Genomic DNA, 14,201 nt, shown 5'->3' with positions numbered 1-14,201 from the left:
TGATAAGGAGTTATATTGAAGGTCGAAGTGCTGCGGCAGGGCCTCTACGGAGGCGCCAGTACAGTCGCGGCGGCGGGGAGCGACGTGCATTTCGGTGCGCGGGCCGCAACGCCCCTCGTTTCGTGGAGCTGGCAGCTCTGCGATGTAGCGCCGGCGCGTGCCGGCACAGTAGAAAGCACCGATCCCGGGAAGGCCCCGGGTGCGCGGCCCCGGTGCGCGATCAATGGAACCCATGGCAATACACACAACTGAAGTAGAGCAGGCGGCAGCCGCAGAGACTCGCACGTTTGATGAGCTCGGGCTGTCGGCGGAAGCGCTGAGCGCGATCCGCGACGCGGGATATCAGCATCCGACGCCAATTCAGGCGCAGGCGATCCCGCTAGTCCTCCAAGGGCGCGACGTGATGGGACTCGCGCAAACAGGAACCGGCAAGACTGCCGCGTTCACCCTCCCCATCGTCGACCGTCTGCTCAATGGCCCGCGCCGAACGCGGGCCCTGGTGCTCACCCCGACGCGCGAGCTGTGCGTCCAGGTGGAAGAGAGCGTGCGGAAGTACGCCCGGCACGCGGAGCTCGGCGCGGCGTCGGTCTACGGCGGCGTTCCGATCGAGCCGCAACAAAAACGGCTACGCGCCGGCGTCGACATCGTCGTCGCCACTCCGGGGCGGCTCATCGACCATCTCGAGCGACAGAACGTCGTGTTCGACGACCTCGAGGTGCTCGTGCTCGACGAAGCGGATCGCATGCTCGACATGGGATTCGCGCCGCAGATCAACCGAATCGTCGCGCAGATTCCGAGCTACCGGCAAACGTTGTTGTTCAGCGCGACAATGCCCCCCGAGGTCGAGGCGCTGGCGCGGAAATACCTGCGTAAGCCGGTCGTCGTGCAGGTAGGACGCCGCTCGCAGGCCGCGAACACGGTGTCACACGCGGTGTACCCGGTGCCGCGCGAGCGAAAGAGCGCGTTGCTCGCGCGACTCCTGCGCGAGGATCGTCTCGATTCCGTGCTGGTCTTCACGCGCACGAAGCACGGCGCCGATCGCGTCGTGCGGCATCTCGAGCGCGACGGCATCGAATCGGCGGCACTGCACGCCGACAAGACGCAGCCGCAGCGCGCGCGAGCCCTCGAGGATTTCAGGAGCGGTCGCGTACGTGTGCTCGTCGCGACAGACATCGCGCAACGCGGTCTCGACATCTCCGGCATCTCGCACGTCATCAACTACGACGTGCCGCAGCAAGCCGAAGACTACGTCCACCGCATCGGGCGCACCGGCCGAGCCGCGAAGGAAGGCGACGCGTTCACGTTCATGTCTCCCGACGAGATCGCGATGGTGCGTCTCATCGAACGCGTGATCGGTCAGCCAATCCCACGGATTTCAGTTCCAGGATTCGATTTCGGGACCGAGGCCGCGGACTGATTCTTTCGGCCGGCGAGCTTGGCGGGTTTCGCGGAGTGCCGCGGGATACTGCAGAGCAAAGCGGGTTGAACTGAACAACGAACTGAAAACTCTTGGCGAACTGCGATCGGGATGTTACCGAGGCAGTTCCCCTAGTGGCTGCCCTTGTCGCGCGTGATGACGACGAGACCGACTTCGCCGTTGAACCCGTCGCGAATGATCGGGACGCCGGGAGGCGGCGACCACGGGCCGCCGTCGACCCGCACGTTGAAGCTGTGGACGCCCGACGAGATCGGCAGCGTGAGCTCCCAGAGGTCGCGGCCGCGGCGGGTGAGGGTGAGCGGGCTCCAGTCGCTGAAGTCGCCCATGACTTCTACGCCTTCGACGCCGCCGACCCGAACGACGATCTTTTCCATCCCGTTTGCCGCGGCGTGCGCCTCGAAGCTGCGCACCAGCACCGCGTGAGGAAGCGAGACCGGCACCGCCGTCTTTGAGATCGGCGAATACGCGATTTCGAGACCGGCCATGCCGAAGGTGCGCGCTGGGAGACCGCGCAGTGGCAGCGCCGGCTGCCGTCCGCCGCCCGCGATGATCGCCACGCGGTCGCTGAGCCACATCGTGGCGCTCGCCGAGCTCCAGCGACGCGAGTCGGGCGTGACGTCGTACGAGTCGCCGAACCGGTGCCCCATCTGGCCGGTGAACTCGACCGGCCCGACGTCCCAGCGGACCGACGCCTCGAGATCGCTGAAGCGCGACTGCCGGTCGCACGCGTCGGTGCTTGCGGGAGCGGTACTCAGCGCCCGCAACGTGGCTACCATGCCGACAGAGTTGGTGACCGGTGGTTCCGACGAGCAAGACACGGCCGCGCTGACCGTGTCGTGGACCGCGGCGATCTTGCTGAACGAAAAATTCGTGAAGGTCGTGGTAAAGGTGGCGATGCCGAATGTGTTCGTGATGTCGCCGACCTTGGTCCAGAGCCCCGCGTCCGCTACGTCGGCGCTGGAAACGACCGCGACGCGCCACGGACGAGCCACGCCGCCGCCGAACCACATGCCGCCGTAGTCGTGGAAGAGCACGTGCACGCGCGTCTGAACGTCGACCTGGTCGGTGCCCAGCGAGCGATCGTCGAGCGCGCGGCTGGCGTTGCCAAGCATCTCGGCGCGGACGCCGTAGACGGTCGGCGAAGTGAACGTACCGGAGACGATGCCGTCGGCGATCTGGAGTTGCTGGTCCGCGAGCAGCGCGGAACCCCGCGCGGTCAACTTCGCGTATGGCCGCATCCACTCGAAACTCGGAGCGAACCGGATCGCACTGAGCGGAAGAGCGCCGTCGTTCACCGTATACTGGCTCGCCTCCAGCTTGGAGACGATCTGCGCCGCCAGTCGCGGTCCCGTAGGAGCCGCAACGAGCAGCGCAGTGGTCAACGTGACGATGGCGACCTTCGGTTCGCGCATATCACTCCGTTCGGTTCACTCCGACCCTTCGCGCTCCTGCCCCTCTGGCGGCTTGCTGGGTGGTGCCCGACCGGAGGAGGGGGCTTCTCGAATCCGGTTCTGTAGCGCCGTGCCCGGATTGAGCCCTCTAAGGATGTCGGACTGCACGTTGTTCCACAAGCTCACGAACGTCGCGTCATCCGCCCCGTCCTGCCACAACTTGGATATGGCCGAGGACGCATCTTCGGTGGGAACGCCGCGGAACATCAAGCTTGCCCAGGTTGTGAACGCTTGAAGGTCGCTGCGGTTCTTGACGCGCGGACGGAATACCGCAAGCTGCACCGGCTTTGCGCCGGCTTCGATGACCGCCGCGGCAGCTGCCAATTCGTCGTCGTCCACGTCGCCGAGCTGGGCGCGGGCCACACGAAGCGCGATTAGCTCGCGGCGCACGGCGTCTGCGATCAGCCGCCCGTCGGCCTTCTTGGCGATTCCCTCGTACGCCTTGAGCCGGAGGAGCCGGGCGGGGAGTCCTTCGGTGTTCGCCGAGTCGATCAACATCGTGATCCTGAGTCGGCTGCCGACGTCCAGCTTGGCCAGGCGGTCGGGCTCTGCGTCCTGGGCGCGCAACACCATTGGGGCCGCGACGGCGAGCGCGAGCGCCGCCGCGGCACAGCGCGCAGGGCGCGCCGCGACGTTGGCCATGCCGAAGGCAATGCGTGAAGCCAGACCGCGAGCGAAGGTCACGAGGTGGATCCTCTCCCTACGATCTTTACGGAATTCGTGTGACCGAACCCGTCATCGGGCGCGGAGGGGGCGTTCGGATCGCTGCTCCACGATTTTCCGTCCACCACGTACGAGTACTGATGCCGCCCTGCGGCCATCGGTACGACGACGGTCCAAACGCCGCCCGACTCCGCCATGGGCGTCCGTGACACGTCCCAATCGTTGAAATCGCCGACCAGCGTGACCGCCTTGGCCGACGGCGCCACGAACGTGAACTTCACGAACGTGTCTGAAACCGGGAGCCTGGTGACAGGAGCAGCAACCTGAGGTTGCCCGGCCGTCGGGCGGCCGTCCCGGTTAGTCATCACCGCGCCGGCAAAGACACCGATACCGACGAGGCCCGCCGCGAGGAGCGTGCTCCGCGCAGGCGACACACTGAACGCGCGCGGTTCGGCGAACCGCTGGAACGCGTTACCGATCTGGCGAACAAAGCCGCGGTGTGGAACAGGCTCGGCGCGGACGGCCGCCATGACGCGATCACGAGCGCCCGCGTCCATGACGACGGGGCGGCGTGCCTCGCGGGCGATCCATTCCACGTACGGGCTCAGGTCCGGCTCAGTCATTCTTGATCCGCTCCCACCGCTCGCGCAGGCGATCGCATGCGCGCTTCGCTCGCATCTTCAACGCGGAGACCCCAACGCCAGTCAGCGCAGACATCTCCTCGTAGCTCATCTCTTCGATGTACTTCAGGAGAAACGCCTCTCGGAGCAACGGGTCCAACTCGTTCAACACCCGCTGGACGAATTCCTCGTCCTCACCAGTCCAACCCTGCGACCGATCGGGTGCATTGGCGAGGAGAGCTTCCTCTCGCACGAACACCCGCTCCCTATGGGCCCTGCGTGCAGCAACACTACGACATTGATTCACCAGAATCCGATACAACCAGGCGCTGAAACGGTCGCGTTCCTGATACCGATCCAGCGCGCGGTAGGCTCGGACGAACGTCGCCTGCAGCGCATCTTCCGCGTCGTCGCGGTTTCCCAGCATTCGGACTGCAAAACGCGCGCACCGGTCGTAGTATCGGTCGACCAACGCGGCGTAAGCGTCAACGTTGCCCGCCAGCACGCGTTGAACGTCGGCGGCATCGTCGCTCATGTCCTTGCCTATAACCCACCCCCATCCAGCGAACGTCACATCGCAAACTGCCCAGCCACAAAACTAAGGAGCGTCACCACTTGGTTCTTCCGAGCCGGGACATAGTCAACGTGTCAATCAACGTCCCGCGACGCACCGTGACTGTGAGATTTGTCACGCCGTAACCCAAACCGCGGGCGTCGTACACGGCTGAATCCCTGTTCGACGCCAAAACGATCCCGTACACGGCTCGGAGCTCTCGGCGGGAGACCCGGGCACCCCCGGTTCTGATCTCGACGACGCCGGCGGCCGCGTCGATCACGACGGCCGACGCGACCCGGCGGGCGATGGCGGTCTGGCGAGCCAAGGCGAACTGACCGCCCAACTCGGCCATGGCCCCTCGCACGGCGGACGCGTCACGCATCGCGGCGAACCGAGGGGCGGCGATGGCGAACAGGATGGCGACGACAGTGAGGACGACTGTGGCCTCCAGCAGCGAAAATCCTCGGCGGAGGTGAGCGGGTCTGCGGGGCGAGCGCCGGGCAAAGGGCGGAGGAGACATCCCGGGAATTCAGCCTCGCCCGCCGACGCGACCGTCACCAATTTGCTGCGCACTGCCCCGTTTCCTTCCCGACCCTCAGTCTCGCATCGATCCCATGCGTCTCCAGCACGAGCCTCGAGATTCGTCTCCGTCGTCGGCGGCCATCCTATGGCGCGTTCCTGTCGCCCTGCTCCTGCTGGCGGCGACGAGCTGCGTGAACCCGCGCTCGCAGGCTGCGCTCATCCAAGAGCTGAACGACGCGGCCTCCGAAATCAGCGCCGTGAAAGGCGACATCTCGCAGCTGCAAAGCGACGTCGATTCACTTCGCCAGGTCGTGGCGAAACAGGATACGGTCATCTCGAGGCTCGTCGAGGTCACGCATGTCCCTCGCTAAGAATTCTCTCATCTCGTCTCGAGGCCGAGACTGTCGTCTCCTCCCCGCCTCAGCGGGGAGCTCCTCGGCGGAAAAGTCCGGCGGCCCCCCTTCAGGCCGCCGGACTTTTTTCCGCGCTACGCCTCGCGCTATGCTTCAAGCTTGAATCGTGACGCAACCCGGACCCAAAGGAGTCGCGACGTGCGCGTGAGGATCGAATACTGCACGATGTGAAACTACGAGCCGCGGGCGACCGGTCTGGCCGCCGAGGTTCGCAAGCGATTTCCCGATGCCGACGTCGAGATGACCCCGTCCAGCGGTGGGCGGTTCGAGGTGTTTTACGAGGGTCATCCGATTTTCGAGAAATCGAAATTGAAGCGCCACGCCGCGCCCGGCGAAATCGTTCGGCTGTTGGAGGCCCGTCGCGCCGCCAACGGTTAGCGCGCGCATGAGAATCGCCATCTCGACCGGCGGCGGCGACGCGCCGGGTCTCAACGCGGTCATTCGCGCGGCCGTCCTCTCGGCTGTCGATCGGGGCTGGGAAGTCCTCGGCATCAAGCGGGGATTCGCCGGGTTGATGGGCGAAGACGAGGTGATCCCGATGACCCGCGAAACGGTGCGCGGCATCGCGCATCTCGGCGGGACGATCCTCCGCACGACGAACCGCGGCAATCCGTTTCACTATCCGCGGATGCAGCCGGACGGCACGATCCTCAGTGAGGATCGCTCCGACGAGCTGTTTCAAAACGCCGCGCGCCTCGGCATCGACGCGATCATCTCGATCGGTGGCGACGGGTCACTCTCCATCGCGCAGAAGCTCTGCGACAAAGGGATGAAGATCGTCGGCGTGCCGAAGACGATCGACAACGACGTGAGCGGCACGATCACGACGTTCGGATTCGACACCGCGGTCAACACGGCGATGGAGGCCATTGATAAGCTTCATACCACTGCGGAATCGCATGATCGTGTGATCGTCATGGAGGTAATGGGGCGCGACGCCGGATTCATCGCGCTGCACTCGGGAGTCGCCGGAACGGCCGACGTCATTCTGATTCCGGAGATCCCCTACGACATCGAAAAAGTCTGCGAGAAGATCGACGCGCGCGACCGCGGCGGCCGGCATTTCTCGATCGTGGTTGTGGCCGAAGGCGCGTTTCCGAAGGGAGGAACGACGTCCACGCTCGGCGAGTCGCTGCCCGGAGAAGCGAGACGGGTCGGCGGGTTGTGCGAACCGATCGCGCGCGAGATCCAGGCGCGCACCGGGAAGGAAACCCGCTCGCTCGTGCTCGGCCATCTTCAGCGCGGCGGCATGCCGACGGGATACGACCGTCTATTGGCGACGCGATTCGGGGGCGCCGCGGTGCGGGCCGTGGCCGAGGAGAAGTGGGGGCACATGGTCGCGCTGCAATCGCCGCACATCGTGACGATTCCGATCAAGGAAGCGTTGCGCGACTCCAAGCGTGTCGATCCGGCGCATGATCTAGTGCTGACCGCGCGGGCGACGGGGATCAGTTTTGGAGATTGAGATCGGGTGCGGACGAGCGGAGAGAAATGCCAAAGGCCGAGACTTCCGGACCCCGAGGCTTCCGAACTCCGAGACTTCCGAAGTCCGAAAGGGCGAGACTTCCGAACTCCGAGACTCCCGAACACCGAAACTGCCGGACGCCAAGAGCATTGAGACCACAGTTTCAGAGTCGGGTAGTTTCGGAGTCGGGTAGTTTCGGAGTCGGGCAGTGTCGCAGTCGGGCAGTCTCGGAGTCGGGCAGTCTCGGAGTACGTCAGTTTCGGTGTTCGGCAGTTTCGGAGTACGGCCGTTTCGGAGTACGGCCGTTTCGGACTGTGGCAGTCTCGGAGCCCGCCAGTCCTCTTTCCGCTTTCGCTCGTCACTCCCCACGGACACCGGTTTCCCGCTCCGGTGACACCGACCGGGTTCCACTGTATACAGTGTTTCCTCCAAGTCATTGCAATCGTTAGTGTTCCGCTGGCGAAGCCGTCGATGGAGGCTGGCACCAGGCGTGCCCAGTACGGTTATCGCCGCCCGGCTCTTCGGGCAGCGGATGGAGGCCTATGAAGCGGGTGTTCGCAGTACTCATCGTCGGATTCGCGGCGCACGCCGCGCCTCTCATGGCGCAGCGGACGCCGCAAAAGGACAGCGCGAAGAAGAACGAATCCGCGGTGCCGGTCGAGTCGCGTCCACCAAAGGGCATGTGCCGGATCTGGCTCGATGGAGTGCCCGCCGCGCAGCAGCCGGCCGTGACCGATTGTTCCACGGCGATCAAGAATCGGCCGTCGAACGGCAAGGTCCTGTTCGGTGACGACTACGCCGACTCGACCAAGGGCAAGCAGGGCGACAAGGCGAGACTGCCACCCGGGGCAAAGGGCTTCACCGGCGTGAAGCCACCGGCGATCCTTCCGGGGCACCCACCGGAGTAATCGGTCTCCACGCCGTCGCCGTCTCGCGCGATCCGAGCGGTCCGCGACAAGTACGTCCCCGAACACGACGCGTTCGTCGCGGCCGAGCCGCCGACGGGACGCGTGATCGTGATCGCGCCGACGCGCGCGGCGTGTGAGACGATCGAGCTCGCGGTTCACCTCCGCGTTCAGACTTTTCTCGAGAAGCACCACGGCGAGCGGGTGCGCGAGTTGGCGCGCGGCGGGAAGGGCTTCGGCATCGTCGCCGGCACGGGCACCGGGAAGACCCTCGCCATCCGCCCGATCGCCGAAGAGATCTTGTCTGCGCGGGACCTGAAGGTCGGCGTGGTGAATCGTGAGCGTGAAGCGACGCCCGAGACGCCGACATGGAACGTCATCATCGTCACGACAGGAATCGCGCGGCGCTGGTTCGAGGAAGGCGACATCCTCCGGCACGACACGATCATCGTCGACGAGATCCACCAGACGTCCGCCGAGCTCGAACTCTGCTTGGCGCTCGGCAAGCGCGTCGGCTGCCGATTCGTCTGGCTATCGGCGACGGTGAATCCGAATTTCTACGCGCGCTATCTGAATTCGGCCGACGTCCTCCAGGTGCACGACTTCGATCCGGCGCGCGCCGCGCAGGTGCGCGTCATTCGAAAGCGCGCGCTCGAATTCCTCGACGACCGTTTCCTCCGGCAGCTCGGCAAAGATCGCCGCGGCGTAGCGCTGTTCGTTCCGACGCGGCGCGGCGTGGAGGAGGCGGCCGAGCACGTGCGGCACGCGGCGCCGCGCATCAATACGGCATTTTATCACGGCGGCGAGCCGATCCGGACAATTCGGCCATTTCTCGAAGGGGGAGAGCGGAAGCCGTTTTTCCTCGCGATGACCGCGGCGGGTCAGAGCGCGCTCAACGTGCGCGGCCTCGACACCGTGATCATCGACGACGTGAAGTTCTTCAACGCGATCGACAAGGGTCGCAACGTGCTGACGCAGGAGCATCTCGGCGCGAACGAGATCCTGCAGATGGCCGGGCGCGTGCACGGCCGCGTCGAGGGCGGACGCGTTTTCATCCTTTCCGATCGGAACATCGAGTTCGATTCGCTCGAACCGACCGAGCCGGAATTTCAGTTGGCGGGCGATTCGGAGCGCGTCGCGATCACCTGCGCGGCGCTCGGCGTTCGGGCTGACGACCTCGAACTGCCGGTCCCGCTCGACAAGACGGCGTATCGCCGAGCGATCGCCCTGCTCGAAGCGCGTGGAATTGCCGAGAACGGTCGGCTCACGACGTACGGCCGTGCGGTGGAGGCGATGCCGGTCGAGCGGCAGTGGGCCGAGCTGCTCGTGCACGGCGGCGACGAGTTGCTGGCGCAGCTCGCCGTGATGGCGTCGATCGAGTCGCTGCACCGCATGACGCGCGACGAGCGGGATCTCGAGGGGCTCGTCGTGCCCGGAAGCGACCATCTCACCGCATACAACCTGTACGCCGACGCGTACCAACATGCGGGAAGCCTGGGGATGGTCTATGATCTCCCCCGCCACGTGTTCGATGAGCAGCGCATCGAGCGGTGGGCCGAACGCCGCGGCGCGCTGGTGAAAGCCATCGAGGATGCGGCGCTCGGTATGGCGAGCGTTTATCGCGCGGTCGGCGTTCCGTTACCGTCGCGCATGGTGCGAGCCGGCGACGACACCGTTCGCGCGTTTCGCAGACTCGTCGCCGACATCATGCCGTTCTCGCTCGTGATCGACGAGCAGACGGTGTGGGGCGAAGAGGCGCGCGTCTCGAAGACGAGTGTCTGCGGCAGCTGGGGCGCGATCGCCGGCGACTTGCGGTATTTCGCCGACCGGTTCGGCAACCCGCGCGCGTCGATCGAGGGAACGCAGCTGCCGGCCGATGTCGTGCGGGAATTCGCGACGACGGCTGATCCGGACGTCGTCTACGACGCGGATCACAAGCGGTCGCCGCTCACCGTGCGCCGGCGCGTGGAGTATCACGGGTTCGAGCTCGAGCGCGACATCGAACCAATCGACGCATTTCCGGCGTCGTTGGCAGATCGGGCGCGACGAGTGTTGGCGGAAGCGCTCGCGCGCGGCGAAGCGCGCCATCCCGGCGCGCGGGAGAACCAGGCCGCGATCGAGTCGATACGAGAGACATTCAGACGCTCGGGTGGCGCGACTCCGCGTTTGAGCTTCGCCGATTTGGCGACGCTGTACGAACGGCAACTCGCGAACGTGAATTCGTTCACCGAGTTTCGGCGCACGCCGCTGGCGATCGACGCCGACGCCGTCGTGCCGCCGTCGGTGCGCGAGCGCTATGCCGCGCTCCCGTCGACGACGTCGCTTCGCGACCGCGAGGTCGAAATTCACTACGACGTCGAGGAGTCGGCTGAGGGAAAACCCTTCGGTGTGGCACGCCTTCGAATCCCCGAGAAAGTCGCGCGCAACCTCACCGAGTCCGAGCTGCCCGTTCTCGACCGCCCGCTACGCTTCATCGTGACGCGCGGCGCCCGCGGCGCCGCCCGCGCGTCCACGCTCGAGGAGCTGCAAGAGGAGCTCGAGCGCCCGTTCACCGCGCAGGAGCTCGCCGAGATCGACCGCGCCGAGGACGAACGCCGCCGCGAACGCCACGACCGCCGGCGTGAGAAACACGCGAAGCGCACGCCGTCGAAGTTCGAGCAGCACCGCCGTGGCGGGGGCAAACGCCGCCGCCGGCGTTAGTCGTCTATGTTCGCCAGATAGGTCTCGGTTCGAAAGCGCGCGAACCCTCTGGCCTCGTAGTTGGGCAGCGCATGGGGCGAGTCGAGCGTGCACGTGTGCAGCCATACGCGGTTGGGCTGGAGTGCCCACGCCTCGCGCGCCGCCCGGGTCAGCATCGCCTTTCCGACGCCCTTACCGACGAACGCTTCGATCAGTCCGAAGTACGCGATCTCAACCGAACCGTCGTCGCGCCGCTCGAGCTCGAAGTAGCCGGCGCTTTCGCCCTCGACGAGGCACTCCCACACGGAGATCTCCGTTCGCGCCAGGTGCGCGGCGAGCCGCTCGTCGCTCCATGCGTTGCGATCCCGCCAGTACCAACGATATCCGACCGCGCGATACAACCGGCGGTACTCGTCGACGCCGATCGCCGGCCGATGCACGAACGCCACCGACGGATCGGTGGCGTCTACGGGGCGGAGTTGCTCGGGCGACCGCAGCTCGAGATACGTGCGGGCGACTTCGACCTCGCGGCTCAATGGGACTTGAGCTTCTCCCGATGGCGCGCGGCCTTCGCGCGGTTGCCGCACGTGGACATGTCGCACCAGCGGCGACGTCCGTTCTTCGTGTTGTCGAAGAACACGCGCTGGCAGCGCGGGTCGGCGCAGCGGCGCACGCGCGACAGCTCGCCGAGAATCAACGCGTCGGCGGCCGACTCGACGATCGGGATCACGAGGCCGGCGAACGCGTCGCCGACGGGGACGAACGACCGAATGAACGTGCCGTCGGCGCGTTGTTCGACGCGCCGCGTGCCGGCGCTGCGGCCGAGGACGCGGTTGATCTCCCCGAGTCCGTCGAAGCGCACGCGATCGCTGAGCGGGCCGCGCTCCGCCAGCGCGCGCAGCGCCGACCGCACGCGCCGCGCGTCGATGAGCGACGCGGCCGCGCCCGCCGGCTGCTGTTGCGCGCGGCGGCGAATGCCGCTCGCGCGTTCCGCGTCGAGCACCGCGGCCGCCTCGAGCCAGCGCACCATCGAATCGAAGTCGCGGAGCGCGTCGAAGCGTCGAATGCCGAACTCGGAGTTCACGAAGTCGAGCCAGAGCCGCTCACCGACAAAGACGAACGGCGACCGTTCGCCCATCGGGCGCGGCACGTAGGCCAGGGTTCCGGCGTCGGAGGTGGAAGTGAACGTGAGCATCGTCGCGGCGAGGGACGACAAGCATATCGCTTCGCGTTTCGCGCAGCAAGAACGAACAAAGCGTACACGGCTTGGCGGTTACTGATCACCACCACTTGACGAACGCGTCGCGATTTGTATTCGGGGCAAAGCGGCGATTTCAACCGTGATCGATTCGTGTCTCGCGCTAGATTTGTGAGCATGTCTCCATCGCCCGATCCGTCGACGTACTACCGGCGAGGATTCGGGCTGGCCGCCGAAGTCCGCGACGATCTCTCGGCCGACTACGACGGCCGCGTCGTGGATCTGCTCAAGTCGAACGACTACACGCTCGTGGTCGGCGACGTCACGATCCGCCTCGCGCGCGAGTTCGGGTTCTGCTACGGCGTCGAGCGCGCCGTCGAGTACGCGTACCAGACGCGTCGAAAATTTCCCGACCGTCGCATCGTGCTCGTCGGCGAGATCATCCACAACCCGCACGTCAACGACCGCCTGCGTGAGATGGGCATCGAGATCTTGTTGCCCGGGACGACGGGCTTCGATTTCTCGTCGATCAAGCCCGAGGACGTCGTGATCCTGCCGGCGTTCGGCGTGACGATCGACGATTTCGCCGCGTTGCGCGACGCCGGATGCATCCTCGTCGACACGACCTGCGGCTCGGTGCTCAACGTCTGGAAACGCGTGGAGAGCTACGCGAAGGACGGCTTCACCGCGCTCATCCACGGCAAGTACTATCACGAAGAGACCCGCGCGACGGCGTCGCAGGTGCGGAAGTACCCCGACGGCCACTACCTGATCGTGCGCAACATGGACGAAGCGCAGATCGTCTGCGGCTACATCGAGGGCCGGGTGTCCGCCGACTCGCTCATGGAGACGTTCGCGCGCGCCGTGTCGCCGGGGTTCGATCCCGCGCCCCACCTGCGCCGTATCGGCGTCGCCAACCAGACGACGATGCTCGCGCGCGAGTCGCTGGCGATCGCCGCCGAGGTCGGCGACGCGATCGCGCGCGCTCGCGGCGAAGACGCGCGCTCGAGCGACTTCCGCAGCTTCGACACGATTTGCAGCGCCACGCAGGAGCGGCAGGACGCCGTGCGCGAGCTGCTCGACGCCGGCGTCGACGCGATGGTCGTGATCGGCGGCTTCAACTCGAGCAACACGATCTCGCTCGCCGCGCTTTGCGCCGAGCGCGTTCCGTCGTATCACATCGAATCGTCGGCGGGCATCGACCCGGGCGCGCGGACGATCCACTATCGCGTCGCGCAGGTGAAGCACGCCGAGGCCGACGCACGGGACTGGCTTCCCGAAGGCCCGGTGCGAGTCGGAATTACCGCAGGAGCCAGCACCCCGAACAATAAAATCGGCGACGTCGTCGCGCGTATCCTGGCCACGCGCGGACTCCACGTCTCGGTCTGACTCCTCAGGTGATCGAGCTCGCGCGGTACATCGCCCTCGGCGACTCCGTGTCGATCGACCTCTACCCGGCGCTCGACGCGGGCGATGCCGACGTCGCCGTCGCGCTCGAGCGGGATCCGGACGCGGGTCGCGTGGCTCCGCTCGGCGCGGCCTCGCTGCTCCACCACAACGCCGACGACCGATGGCCCGAGTTCGCGGGCGACGATCTGTTGTCGCGGTTTCCGGGGATCGAGTTTCGCAATCTCGCCACTGACGGGGCGACGATCGGCGAGGTCTTCGGTGAACAGATGTCGCAGCTCGAGGAGACGGACGAACCCACGCTCGTCACGCTCACGGTAGGCGGCAATGATCTCTTGAGCGCCTACGGGGGCGGCGGCCGCGCGCGCCGCTCGCTCCTCGACCGCATCGAGAACGACATCGCCGACGCGTACGATTTTCTGCTCGACATGCTGCGCGCGAAGCTCCCTGCGGGGACGTTCGTCATCGCCACCGTGTACGACCCATCCGATCGCAGCGGACGGATCCCGGGAGTGTACGACGACGCGGGTCAGTTGCCGCTCGACATCCTCGACCGCTTCAACAAACACGTCCGCGGCCTCGGCAACGGAACGCCGCGCACCCTTCTCGCCGACGTCTACGCCGAATTCCTCGGCCACGGCGTGAGCGCCGCCGATTCCGACCAATGGTATTGGCGCCGCTCACTCATCGAGCCGAACGCGAAGGGCGCGAGTCAGGTGAGAAGCGTCTGGCTCGAGACGCTGCGGCGTGCGAAGGTCGTCGAATAGCGCGTTCGCCGTTTCCAAAAGGCAGTCCATCCGGCTTTGTCAGTTCAATCCGTTTGAGTCCGCGTCGCAATCGTTAGGGCTTGTCGCGGCGCTCGGGGCTCGACGCGCGAAGTGGCA

15 protein-coding genes are annotated in these 14,201 nt (G+C 66.2%); 8 read left to right on the top strand and 7 right to left on the bottom strand.

Going from position 1 to position 14,201, the window contains the following annotated elements; all coding sequences use genetic code 11:
* Positions 1-232 precede the first annotated feature (232 nt).
* Positions 233-1,417: a DEAD/DEAH box helicase gene (locus VGQ44_08095; GenBank protein ID HEV8446766.1), complete on the top strand. Its 1,185-nt coding sequence runs from the start codon at positions 233-235 to the stop codon at positions 1,415-1,417.
* A gap of 131 nt (positions 1,418-1,548) precedes the next feature.
* On the opposite strand, the gene VGQ44_08090 is transcribed toward VGQ44_08095, so the two are convergent.
* The 5 genes from VGQ44_08090 to VGQ44_08070 all read right to left on the bottom strand — a co-directional run bounded on the left by VGQ44_08090 (position 1,549) and on the right by VGQ44_08070 (position 5,110).
* A complete protein-coding gene (locus VGQ44_08090) occupies positions 1,549-2,850 on the bottom strand; it encodes a hypothetical protein (GenBank protein ID HEV8446765.1) in 1,302 nt (433 codons plus the stop codon).
* 15 nt (positions 2,851-2,865) lie between these two features.
* The gene (locus VGQ44_08085; protein HEV8446764.1) at positions 2,866-3,531 is read right to left on the bottom strand and encodes a hypothetical protein; all 666 of its coding nucleotides are present in this window, start codon (positions 3,529-3,531) and stop codon (positions 2,866-2,868) included.
* A gap of 38 nt (positions 3,532-3,569) precedes the next feature.
* A complete protein-coding gene (locus VGQ44_08080) occupies positions 3,570-4,175 on the bottom strand; it encodes an isoamylase early set domain-containing protein (protein ID HEV8446763.1) in 606 nt (201 codons plus the stop codon).
* Positions 4,168-4,707: an RNA polymerase sigma factor gene (locus VGQ44_08075; GenBank protein HEV8446762.1), complete on the bottom strand. Its 540-nt coding sequence runs from the start codon at positions 4,705-4,707 to the stop codon at positions 4,168-4,170. The genes VGQ44_08080 and VGQ44_08075 overlap by 8 nt, the downstream gene beginning before the upstream one ends.
* Before the next feature lie 73 nt (positions 4,708-4,780).
* A complete protein-coding gene (locus VGQ44_08070; protein ID HEV8446761.1) occupies positions 4,781-5,110 on the bottom strand; it encodes a hypothetical protein in 330 nt (109 codons plus the stop codon).
* Positions 5,111-5,342: 232 nt separating this feature from the next.
* Here VGQ44_08070 and VGQ44_08065 point away from each other — a divergent pair, with 232 nt between their 5' ends.
* The 5 genes from VGQ44_08065 to VGQ44_08045 all read left to right on the top strand — a co-directional run bounded on the left by VGQ44_08065 (position 5,343) and on the right by VGQ44_08045 (position 10,733).
* Positions 5,343-5,621, top strand: a complete 279-nt coding sequence (locus tag VGQ44_08065) for a hypothetical protein (GenBank protein HEV8446760.1) — start codon at positions 5,343-5,345, stop codon at positions 5,619-5,621.
* A 180-nt stretch (positions 5,622-5,801) separates the two neighbouring features.
* Entirely contained in the window at positions 5,802-6,041 is a 240-nt protein-coding gene (locus VGQ44_08060) for a SelT/SelW/SelH family (seleno)protein (protein HEV8446759.1), read from the top strand.
* Positions 6,042-6,048: 7 nt separating this feature from the next.
* Positions 6,049-7,128 (top strand): ATP-dependent 6-phosphofructokinase, encoded by a 1,080-nt coding sequence (locus tag VGQ44_08055; protein HEV8446758.1) that lies wholly within the window; start codon positions 6,049-6,051, stop codon positions 7,126-7,128.
* A gap of 542 nt (positions 7,129-7,670) precedes the next feature.
* Positions 7,671-8,036, top strand: a complete 366-nt coding sequence (locus VGQ44_08050; GenBank protein ID HEV8446757.1) for a hypothetical protein — start codon at positions 7,671-7,673, stop codon at positions 8,034-8,036.
* Positions 8,037-8,144: 108 nt separating this feature from the next.
* Positions 8,145-10,733, top strand: coding sequence for a DEAD/DEAH box helicase (locus tag VGQ44_08045; GenBank protein ID HEV8446756.1), 2,589 nt, complete (start codon positions 8,145-8,147; stop codon positions 10,731-10,733).
* Here the strand turns inward: VGQ44_08045 and VGQ44_08040 are convergent.
* Positions 10,730-11,248, bottom strand: coding sequence for a GNAT family N-acetyltransferase (locus tag VGQ44_08040; GenBank protein ID HEV8446755.1), 519 nt, complete (start codon positions 11,246-11,248; stop codon positions 10,730-10,732). The genes VGQ44_08045 and VGQ44_08040 overlap by 4 nt on opposite strands.
* Positions 11,245-11,907, bottom strand: a complete 663-nt coding sequence (locus tag VGQ44_08035) for a CGNR zinc finger domain-containing protein (protein ID HEV8446754.1) — start codon at positions 11,905-11,907, stop codon at positions 11,245-11,247. Before VGQ44_08035 ends, VGQ44_08040 begins: the two co-directional genes overlap by 4 nt.
* Positions 11,908-12,087: 180 nt before the next feature.
* On the opposite strand from VGQ44_08035, the gene VGQ44_08030 reads away from it, so the two are divergent.
* Both VGQ44_08030 and VGQ44_08025 read left to right on the top strand, forming a co-directional pair.
* Positions 12,088-13,299 carry a 4-hydroxy-3-methylbut-2-enyl diphosphate reductase gene (locus VGQ44_08030; GenBank protein HEV8446753.1) on the top strand — a complete coding sequence of 404 codons (1,212 nt, stop codon included), beginning with the start codon at positions 12,088-12,090 and terminating at the stop codon, positions 13,297-13,299.
* Between the two features lie 8 nt (positions 13,300-13,307).
* A complete protein-coding gene (locus VGQ44_08025; GenBank protein ID HEV8446752.1) occupies positions 13,308-14,084 on the top strand; it encodes an SGNH/GDSL hydrolase family protein in 777 nt (258 codons plus the stop codon).
* The last annotated feature ends 117 nt before the right edge of the window (positions 14,085-14,201 follow it).

The sequence above is a fragment of the Gemmatimonadaceae bacterium genome, from assembly GCA_036003045.1.
Lineage (GTDB): Bacteria > Gemmatimonadota > Gemmatimonadetes > Gemmatimonadales > Gemmatimonadaceae > JAQBQB01.
Note: the sequence above shows the minus strand (reverse complement) of the source record. Positions and strands in the feature narration are given on the sequence as shown.

Bases quoted from the DNA above. Each gene is read 5' to 3' on its own strand.
- VGQ44_08070 (HEV8446761.1), bottom strand. From the start codon at position 5,110: ATGCGTGACGCGTCCGCCGTGCGAGGGGCCATGGCCGAGTTGGGCGGT.
- VGQ44_08075 (HEV8446762.1), bottom strand. From the start codon at position 4,707: ATGAGCGACGATGCCGCCGACGTTCAACGCGTGCTGGCGGGCAACGTT.
- VGQ44_08065 (HEV8446760.1), top strand. From the start codon at position 5,343: ATGCGTCTCCAGCACGAGCCTCGAGATTCGTCTCCGTCGTCGGCGGCC.
- VGQ44_08090 (HEV8446765.1), bottom strand. From the start codon at position 2,850: ATGCGCGAACCGAAGGTCGCCATCGTCACGTTGACCACTGCGCTGCTC.
- VGQ44_08050 (HEV8446757.1), top strand. From the start codon at position 7,671: ATGAAGCGGGTGTTCGCAGTACTCATCGTCGGATTCGCGGCGCACGCC.
- VGQ44_08095 (HEV8446766.1), top strand. From the start codon at position 233: ATGGCAATACACACAACTGAAGTAGAGCAGGCGGCAGCCGCAGAGACT.
- VGQ44_08035 (HEV8446754.1), bottom strand. From the start codon at position 11,907: ATGCTCACGTTCACTTCCACCTCCGACGCCGGAACCCTGGCCTACGTG.
- VGQ44_08085 (HEV8446764.1), bottom strand. From the start codon at position 3,531: ATGGCCAACGTCGCGGCGCGCCCTGCGCGCTGTGCCGCGGCGGCGCTC.
- VGQ44_08080 (HEV8446763.1), bottom strand. From the start codon at position 4,175: ATGACTGAGCCGGACCTGAGCCCGTACGTGGAATGGATCGCCCGCGAG.
- VGQ44_08055 (HEV8446758.1), top strand. From the start codon at position 6,049: ATGAGAATCGCCATCTCGACCGGCGGCGGCGACGCGCCGGGTCTCAAC.
- VGQ44_08030 (HEV8446753.1), top strand. From the start codon at position 12,088: ATGTCTCCATCGCCCGATCCGTCGACGTACTACCGGCGAGGATTCGGG.